9 protein-coding genes are annotated in these 7,618 nt (G+C 68.1%); 8 read left to right on the top strand and 1 reads right to left on the bottom strand.

Going from position 1 to position 7,618, the window contains the following annotated elements; all coding sequences use genetic code 11:
- Positions 1-71: 71 nt before the first annotated feature.
- Complete coding sequence (locus ACFRFH_RS16485; RefSeq protein ID WP_382464072.1) at positions 72-698, bottom strand: HAD-IA family hydrolase; 627 nt, start codon at positions 696-698, stop codon at positions 72-74.
- A gap of 74 nt (positions 699-772) precedes the next feature.
- Between ACFRFH_RS16485 and ACFRFH_RS16480 the strand changes: the two genes are divergently transcribed.
- The 8 genes from ACFRFH_RS16480 to atpA all read left to right on the top strand — a co-directional run bounded on the left by ACFRFH_RS16480 (position 773) and on the right by atpA (position 7,599).
- Entirely contained in the window at positions 773-1,519 is a 747-nt protein-coding gene (locus ACFRFH_RS16480; RefSeq protein WP_382464071.1) for an L-threonylcarbamoyladenylate synthase, read from the top strand.
- Positions 1,520-1,523: 4 nt separating this feature from the next.
- Complete coding sequence (locus ACFRFH_RS16475) at positions 1,524-2,783, top strand: MraY family glycosyltransferase (RefSeq protein ID WP_382464070.1); 1,260 nt, start codon at positions 1,524-1,526, stop codon at positions 2,781-2,783.
- Positions 2,780-3,286: a hypothetical protein gene (locus ACFRFH_RS16470; RefSeq protein ID WP_382464069.1), complete on the top strand. Its 507-nt coding sequence runs from the start codon at positions 2,780-2,782 to the stop codon at positions 3,284-3,286. The genes ACFRFH_RS16475 and ACFRFH_RS16470 overlap by 4 nt, the downstream gene beginning before the upstream one ends.
- Positions 3,287-3,459: 173 nt before the next feature.
- Complete coding sequence (gene atpB, locus ACFRFH_RS16465; protein WP_382464068.1) at positions 3,460-4,257, top strand: F0F1 ATP synthase subunit A; 798 nt, start codon at positions 3,460-3,462, stop codon at positions 4,255-4,257.
- A 51-nt stretch (positions 4,258-4,308) separates the two neighbouring features.
- Entirely contained in the window at positions 4,309-4,530 is a 222-nt protein-coding gene (atpE, locus tag ACFRFH_RS16460) for an ATP synthase F0 subunit C (RefSeq protein ID WP_064111451.1), read from the top strand.
- Between the two features lie 31 nt (positions 4,531-4,561).
- Positions 4,562-5,137: a F0F1 ATP synthase subunit B gene (locus tag ACFRFH_RS16455; RefSeq protein ID WP_382464067.1), complete on the top strand. Its 576-nt coding sequence runs from the start codon at positions 4,562-4,564 to the stop codon at positions 5,135-5,137.
- On the top strand, positions 5,137-5,928 hold the full coding sequence (locus ACFRFH_RS16450; RefSeq protein ID WP_382464066.1) for a F0F1 ATP synthase subunit delta: 792 nt from the start codon (positions 5,137-5,139) through the stop codon (positions 5,926-5,928). Before ACFRFH_RS16455 ends, ACFRFH_RS16450 begins: the two co-directional genes overlap by 1 nt.
- Before the next feature lie 33 nt (positions 5,929-5,961).
- On the top strand, positions 5,962-7,599 hold the full coding sequence (gene atpA, locus ACFRFH_RS16445) for a F0F1 ATP synthase subunit alpha (protein ID WP_382464065.1): 1,638 nt from the start codon (positions 5,962-5,964) through the stop codon (positions 7,597-7,599).
- The last annotated feature ends 19 nt before the right edge of the window (positions 7,600-7,618 follow it).

The raw sequence follows: 7,618 nt of genomic DNA, 5'->3' as shown, positions 1-7,618 counted from the left end.
CCGATCGCCTGCGCAGTTGCGGGCCCATTGCGCTGTTCCGCGCCGCGAAACGCGACATTCGCCACGAATCGTCAGCGCTCCGCGAACGCGCGGACGGCCGCGAGCATCCCGGCGGTGTCGAAGGTGCCGTCGTCGGCGCGGGTGAAGTGGAACGCATGCATCCCCGCCTCGCGCGCACCCTCGACGTTCGGGAGCGAGTCGTCGAACAGGATGGCGTCCTCCGGCCGCGCGCCGAACCTCCCGAGCGCCCGGGTGTAGATCCGGCGCTCCGGCTTGCGGGCTCCCAGCACGGCGGAGACCAGGTCATTGCTGCCCAGGACCTCCGCGACCTCCGGCATCAGGACGGGCAGCGAGTCCTTGAACGGGATCGGGTTGTTGGACAGCAGCGACACCGTCCCGAGCCCGGCGGCCACCCGCAGCGCCTCGATCGACCCGTCGATCCGGGTCATCGCCGCTTTCCTGGCCTCCTGCCACTGCCCCAGCGTGAGGTGCGCTCCCGTCACCTCGGCGAACGCTGCGAGGTACTCCTCGCTCGTGGCGTACTCACCGATCTCGGCGGCGCGCTCGTGGCCGCCCGCCCACCAGCTCGACGCGAGCCGGTACTGGCTCACGCCGCTCAGCTCGGCGAGGCGGGGGAGCCGTTTGTGGAAGTCGTAGTCGTACAGGGTCTTGTCGCAGTCGAAGAAGTAGACGTCCATCGCCACCAGTATCGTCCCGCGCGGGGCGCTGTCGCAGGGAACCTTGCACTGGCTCAACTATCATGGGTGCCGTCATGGCTCCCATCTACGACTGCTCCGTCGACTCCGAACTGCTCACCGGCATGCGCCTCGCCCGCGGGGCGATCGGCCGCGGCGAGCTCGTCGTGATCCCCACCGACACCGTCTACGGCGTCGCCGCCGACGCCTTCAGCCCGGCCGCGGTGCAGCGCCTCCTCGACGCGAAGGGACGCGGCCGTCAGTCGCCGCCCCCGGTGCTCGTGCCCGGCATCCCCACGCTCGCTGCGCTGGCCGAGCAGGTCCCCGCCGAGGTCGACGCGCTCGTTCAGGCGTTCTGGCCGGGCGGTCTCACCATCGTCCTCCCTGCCGCGCCCTCCCTGGTCTGGGATCTCGGCGAGACCAAGGGCACGGTCGCGCTGCGCATGCCGCAGGACCGCATCGCCCTGGAGATCCTCTCCGAGACCGGCCCGCTGGCCGTCTCGTCCGCCAACCTCACCGGCCGCCCGGCCGCCCGCACCGCCGCGGAGGCGGAGGCCATGCTCGGCGAGTCCGTGTCCGTCTACCTCGACGGGGGAGAGGCCGGCACCGCGTACGAGCGCGTCGAGGGCAAGGACTCCTCCTCCACGATCGTCGACGCGACCGCTCTGGCTGCCGGCGCGGGCAAGCTCCGCATCCTCCGGCACGGCGTCATCACGGCCGAGCAGCTCCGCGCCGTCGTGGGCGACGCGCTCGCCGCCGAGTCCGACGAGTCCGACGAGTCCGACGACGCCGAGGCGGTCGCCGACACCGCCGCGGACACCTGAGCCCGTGACCCTCTTCCTCGCCCTCGCTCTCATCTCGGCCGTCATCACGTTCGGGATGTCCCTGGTGGTCTACCGGGTGGCGATGCGCTTCAAGCTCTACCCGAAGATCCGGGAGCGTGACGTGCACACCCGGCCGACGCCCCGGCTCGGCGGCGTCGCGATGTTCCTCGGCATCCTCGTGGCGTTCGGCGTCTCGTGGCTGCTGTCCAGCCAGTTCGGTGTGCTCTCGCTGATCTTCTCCGACGCCGGTCCGATCATCGCGATCCTGGGCGCCGCCCTGCTCATCGTCGTGCTCGGCGTCGCCGACGACCTCTGGGACCTCGACTGGATGACAAAGCTCGCCGGGCAGTTCGTCGCGGCGGGGATCGTCGCCTGGCTGGGCGTGCAGATCTATTCGCTGCCGATCGGCGGCCTCACCATCGGCTCGCCGGTGATGAGCATCCTGATCACGCTTTTCGCGATCGTGCTCGTGATGAACGCCATCAACTTCATCGACGGCCTGGACGGGCTCGTCGCCGGGGTCGCGCTCATCGCCAACGGCACGTTCCTCGTCTACACGTACCTGCTCCAGCGCGACATCAGCCCGCAGAACTACTTCAGCCTCGCCGGCGTCATCGCGGCCATCCTGGTCGGCGCGTGCGCGGGCTTCCTGCCGCTCAACTGGCATCCGGCCAAGATGTTCATGGGCGACGCCGGGGCGCTGCTGATCGGCCTGCTGATGGCCACCTCCGCGATCTCGGTGACCGGCACGATCAACCCGGAGGCGCTGCAGACGCTCGGCAAGTCGTCGCTGGTGCCCGCGTTCATCCCGGTCACCATCCCGTTCGCGGTGCTCGTCATCCCGCTGCTCGACTTCGGCCTGGCCGTCGTGCGCCGCCTGCGCGCGGGCAAGTCGCCGTTCAGCGCCGACCGCAAGCACCTGCACCACCGGCTGCTCGACATGGGCCACTCGCACCTGCACGCCGTGCTGATCTTCTACGCGTGGACCGCCGTGCTGTCGATCGGCTGCCTGCTGTTCTTCTTCGACCCGTACTGGATGGCCATCGTCTTCGTCGCGATCGGCCTGGTGATCTGCACCGCGATCACCCTCGCGCCGCTCAGCCGCCGCAAGCTGAACGAGGCCGTCGCCGAGCTCGCCCCCGTGGGGAGCAAGGAGGCCGAGGAGACGGCGAAGTACGACGCGCTCGACATCGCGAGCGAGAACATCCCTGTCACCATCCCACCGGGCGAGACCGACGACCCCACCAGCAAGGAGACCCGATGACCGACCCCCAGGACGGCAGCCCCGCCCCGCGGCCGGAAGGCACCCCCAAGGCCGCCCCGCAGCAGCCCACCTCCACTCCGGTGCTGAGGGACGTGCTGAAGTACGGCCTGATCCTCGCCGTGATCATCGCGGTGCTCGGGATGGTGCTCGGCGGGATCTTCGCCGGCTGGGTCGGCGTCACGAGCGCGCTGATCGGCACCGTGATGGCCGCGGTCTTCCTCGGAATCACCGCGCTCAGCATCCTGATCGCCAACCGCTTCATCGGCTCCGACCTCTTCGTCGGGCTGTTCTTCGGCATCGTGCTGGGCGGCTGGATCGTGAAGTTCGTGCTCTTCATCGTGCTCGCGATCCTGCTGCGCGACCAGCCGTGGATCAACCCCACCGTGCTGTTCCTGAGCCTGATCGCGGGCGTCATCGGGTCGCTCGTGGTCGACATGATCGTGGTGTTCCGGTCGCGGATTCCTTACGCCAGCGACGTCACGCTGCCGGGGGACAAACGCTGAACCTTATCCGATTCGTTACCGGTTGAAAACTCTTGTAGAGTTGTCAGTGATCCCCCACCCGTCGCGCCCACGTAACGCCGGAGCGCAACTCATATCGGGTGTCCACCGTTCGTCGTCGCGAGAGCTTTTAGCTCGACGCCCCGAAACAGGAGATAGCGCTGTTAGCTAACGCTGTGAACCTGCTGGTCCAGGCCTCAAGCTCCGATGGAGGAAGCTTCCAAGGCCCGTCGATCAACGAGTTCTTCCCCCCGACCCTGTTCACCATCGGTGGAATCGAGTTCAACCGAATCGTCCTGGTGCGCCTCGTCGCGCTGATCGTGCTGATCCTGGTCTTCTGGCTCGGCACGCGCAAGATGACGATCGTGCCCCGCCGGTTCCAGTCGGTCGTCGAGATGGGCCTCGACTTCGTGCGCGTCAACATCGGGGAGGACCTGCTCGGCCGCAAGGACGGCCGCCGGTTCCTGCCGCTGCTGACCACCATCTTCTTCATGGTGCTGTTCTTCAACCTGACCGGCGCCGTCCCCTTCCTCAACATCGCGGGCACCTCGGTGATCGCGCTGCCGTTGCTGCTCGCCGTCGTGGCCTACGTCACGTTCATCTACGCGGGCATCAAGAAGAGCCCGAAGAACTTCTTCAAGAACTCCCTCTTCCCGCCCGGCGTGCCGCCGTTCCTCTACATCATCGTGACGCCGATCGAGTTCATCTCGACCTTCATCCTGCGGCCGATCACGCTGACGCTCCGACTCCTGATGAACATGGTCGTCGGGCACCTGCTGCTCGTCCTGTTCTTCAGCGCGACGTCGTTCTTCTTCTTCGACGTCGGCGGCTGGTGGGCGCTCTTCGGCGTCGGAACCTTCGCCTTCGGCTTCGCATTCACTCTCTTCGAGATCCTGGTGGCTGTCCTCCAGGCGTACGTCTTCGCACTGCTCACGGCTGTCTACATCCAGCTCGCAGTCGCCGAGGAACACTAAGAACGATCCGCGCGCCCGCACGGATCGCCATCACGGAAGGAAACACATAACGTGGACATCGCTGCTATCAACGGCAACATCGCCACTGTCGGATACGGCCTCGCCGCCATCGGCCCGGCCATTGGCGTTGGCATCGTCGTCGGCAAGACCATCGAGGGCGTCGCCCGTCAGCCTGAGCTGGCCGGCCGTCTCCAGGTCCTGATGTACATCGGTATCGCGTTCACCGAGGCGCTCGCCTTCATCGGTATCGCTACCTACTTCATCTTCGTCTGATCCTCTTTAGCCCATCCCGTAAGGAGGAACGATGCTCAACAGTGTCGTGATCGCCGCGGCGGCGGAGCAGCACAACCCGCTCATTCCGCAGCCGGCGGACATCATCGCCTCGCTGATCTGCTTCATCATCATCCTGTTCTTCTTCTGGAAGCTGGTCCTTCCGCGCATGCGGAAGCTCCTGGATGAGCGTGCTGAGGCGATCGAGGGCAACATCGCCAAGGCCGACGAGGCTCAGCACAAGGCGGAGGCGCTGCTCGAGGAGTACACCGCGCAGCTCGCCGACGCGCGCGCGGAGGCGGCCAAGATCCGCGAGACGGCCCGCACCGACGGTCAGAAGATCGTCGCTGAGGCCAAGGACAACGCCACGGCCGAGGCCGCGCGCGTGACCGCAGCGGCCCAGGCCCAGATCGAGGCCGAGCGCCAGGGCGCGCTCGTCTCGCTCCGCGGCGAAGTCGGCTCGCTCGCGATCGACCTCGCCTCCGGCGTGGTCGGCGAGGTGCTCACGGACGACAAGAAGGCCCAGGCGATCGTCGATCGCTTCCTGGCCGACCTCGAGTCCAGCGACGCCCGCAAGGCCCAGGCCCAGGAAGCAGGGTCGAGCAACTGATGGGAAGCGCCTCCAGAGAAGCACTGGCCCGATCCGTCTCGGCGCTCGCCGAGCTCGGGTCCAAGGCCGATCTGGCGACGGCTGAAGACCTGTTCGCCGCAGGACGAGTCGTCGCCGACTCCGCCCAGCTCCGTGCGGTCCTCAGCGACCCCTCGGCGTCCGCCGAGGGCAAGACCGCGCTGGTCCAGCGGGTCTTCGCGTCGCTCTCGGCGCCAGCGGTCGAACTGCTGACCGTCGTCGCCGGCGAGCGCTGGTCCGGTCAGGACGACGTCCTGGCCGCGATCGAGGAGCTCGGCATCCGCTCGATCGCCGCCTCCGCGCCGCGCAACGTGGACATCCCGGGCGAGCTGTTCGCATTCGGAGGCGCCGTGACCTCCGACGCGGGGCTCGAGCTCGCGCTCCGCAGCAAGCTCGCAGCGCCCGAGGCGAAGGCCGCTCTCGCCGAGCGCCTGCTCGCAGGCAAGGCGTCGATGCAGACCGTCGCGATCGCGCGCCAGCTCGTGCTGCAGCCGCGCGGCCGCAGCGTCCGCGAGTCGCTGCGCGAGGCCGCCCGCATCGTGGCGGCCCAGTACGGCCAGGCGATCGCCACGGTCGTCACGGCCACGCCGCTCCCGGCCGAGCAGGCAGAGCGCCTCCGCGCGAGCCTCGCCGCGACGTACGGCGACCTCAAGCTCAACGAGGTCGTCGACCCGGCGATCCTCGGCGGTCTGCGCGTGCAGATCGGCGACGACGTCATCGACGGAAGCGTCGCGTCGCGCCTCACCGAACTCCGACTTCAGCTCGCGGGCTGACCGCCCTAGAGAAAACCCAGATAGGGAACAACGATGGCAGACATTCAGATCAGCCCCGATGAGATCCGGGACGCGCTCAAGGACTTCGTCTCGAAGTACGAGCCGGCCGGCGCCTCCACGACCGAGGTCGGGCACGTCCTCGACGCCTCCGACGGCATCGCGCACGTCGAGGGCCTTCCCGGCGTGATGGCCAACGAGCTCATCCGCTTCGCGAACGGCACCCTGGGCCTCGCGCAGAACCTCGACGAGAACGAGGTCGGCGTCGTGGTCCTCGGCGAGTACGACGAGATCGTCGAGGGCATGGAGGTGACCCGCACCGGCGAGGTCCTCTCCGTCCCGGTCGGCGACGGCTACCTCGGCCGCGTGGTCGACCCGCTCGGCAACCCGATCGACGGCCTCGGCGAGATCGCCACGGAGGGCCGCCGCGAGCTCGAGCTCCAGGCGCCCGGCGTCATGCAGCGCAAGTCGGTGCACGAGCCGCTCCAGACCGGCATCAAGGCGATCGACGCCATGATCCCTGTCGGCCGCGGCCAGCGCCAGCTCATCATCGGCGACCGCCAGACCGGCAAGACGGCCATCGCGATCGACACGATCATCAACCAGAAGGCCAACTGGGAGTCCGGCGACGTCAACAAGCAGGTCCGCTGCATCTACGTCGCGATCGGCCAGAAGGGCTCGACCATCGCCTCGGTGAAGGGCGCGCTCGAGGACGCCGGCGCGATGGAGTACACCACCATCGTCGCGGCCCCGGCCTCCGACCCGGCCGGCTTCAAGTACCTCGCCCCCTACACCGGCTCGGCCATCGGCCAGCACTGGATGTACGGCGGCAAGCACGTCCTGATCATCTTCGACGACCTGTCGAAGCAGGCCGAGGCCTACCGCGCCGTCTCCCTCCTCCTGCGCCGTCCGCCGGGACGCGAGGCCTACCCGGGCGACGTCTTCTACCTGCACTCCCGCCTGCTGGAGCGTTGCGCCAAGCTCTCCGACGAGCTGGGCGCCGGCTCGATGACCGGTCTGCCGATCATCGAGACGAAGGCGAACGACGTCTCGGCGTACATCCCGACCAACGTGATCTCGATCACCGACGGCCAGATCTTCCTGCAGTCCGACCTGTTCAACGCCAACCAGCGTCCGGCGGTCGACGTGGGCATCTCGGTCTCGCGCGTCGGCGGCGACGCGCAGGTCAAGTCGATCAAGAAGGTCTCCGGCACGCTCAAGCTCGAGCTGGCGCAGTACCGCTCGCTCGAGGCGTTCGCGATGTTCGCGTCCGACCTCGACCAGGCCAGCCGTCGTCAGCTCGCCCGGGGCGCACGCCTCACCGAGCTGCTCAAGCAGCCGCAGTACTCGCCGTTCCCGGTGGAGGAGCAGGTCGTCTCGATCTGGGCCGGAACCAATGGCAAGCTCGACGAGGTCGCGGTGGAGGACATCCTCCGCTTCGAGGCCGAGCTGCTCGACCACCTGCGCCGCAACACCGACATCCTCACCACCCTGCGCGACACGAACGTCCTCGACGACGACACCGTGTCGAAGCTCGGCGAGGAGGTCGACAGGTTCAAGCTCGAGTTCCAGACCGGCGAGGGCAAGCCGCTCGCCTCGGTCGGCCGCGAGGAGTTCGCGGCCAGCGCCGCAGAGGACGTCAACCAGGAGCGCATCGTCAAGGCGAAGCGCTGAGCACGGATAGGTACTGAGG

It is taken from the genome of Leifsonia sp. NPDC056824, assembly GCF_042789575.1.
GTDB lineage: Bacteria > Actinomycetota > Actinomycetes > Actinomycetales > Microbacteriaceae > Leifsonia.
The sequence above is the reverse complement of the archived record's forward strand: the minus strand, read 5'-3'. Positions and strand labels throughout refer to the sequence as shown.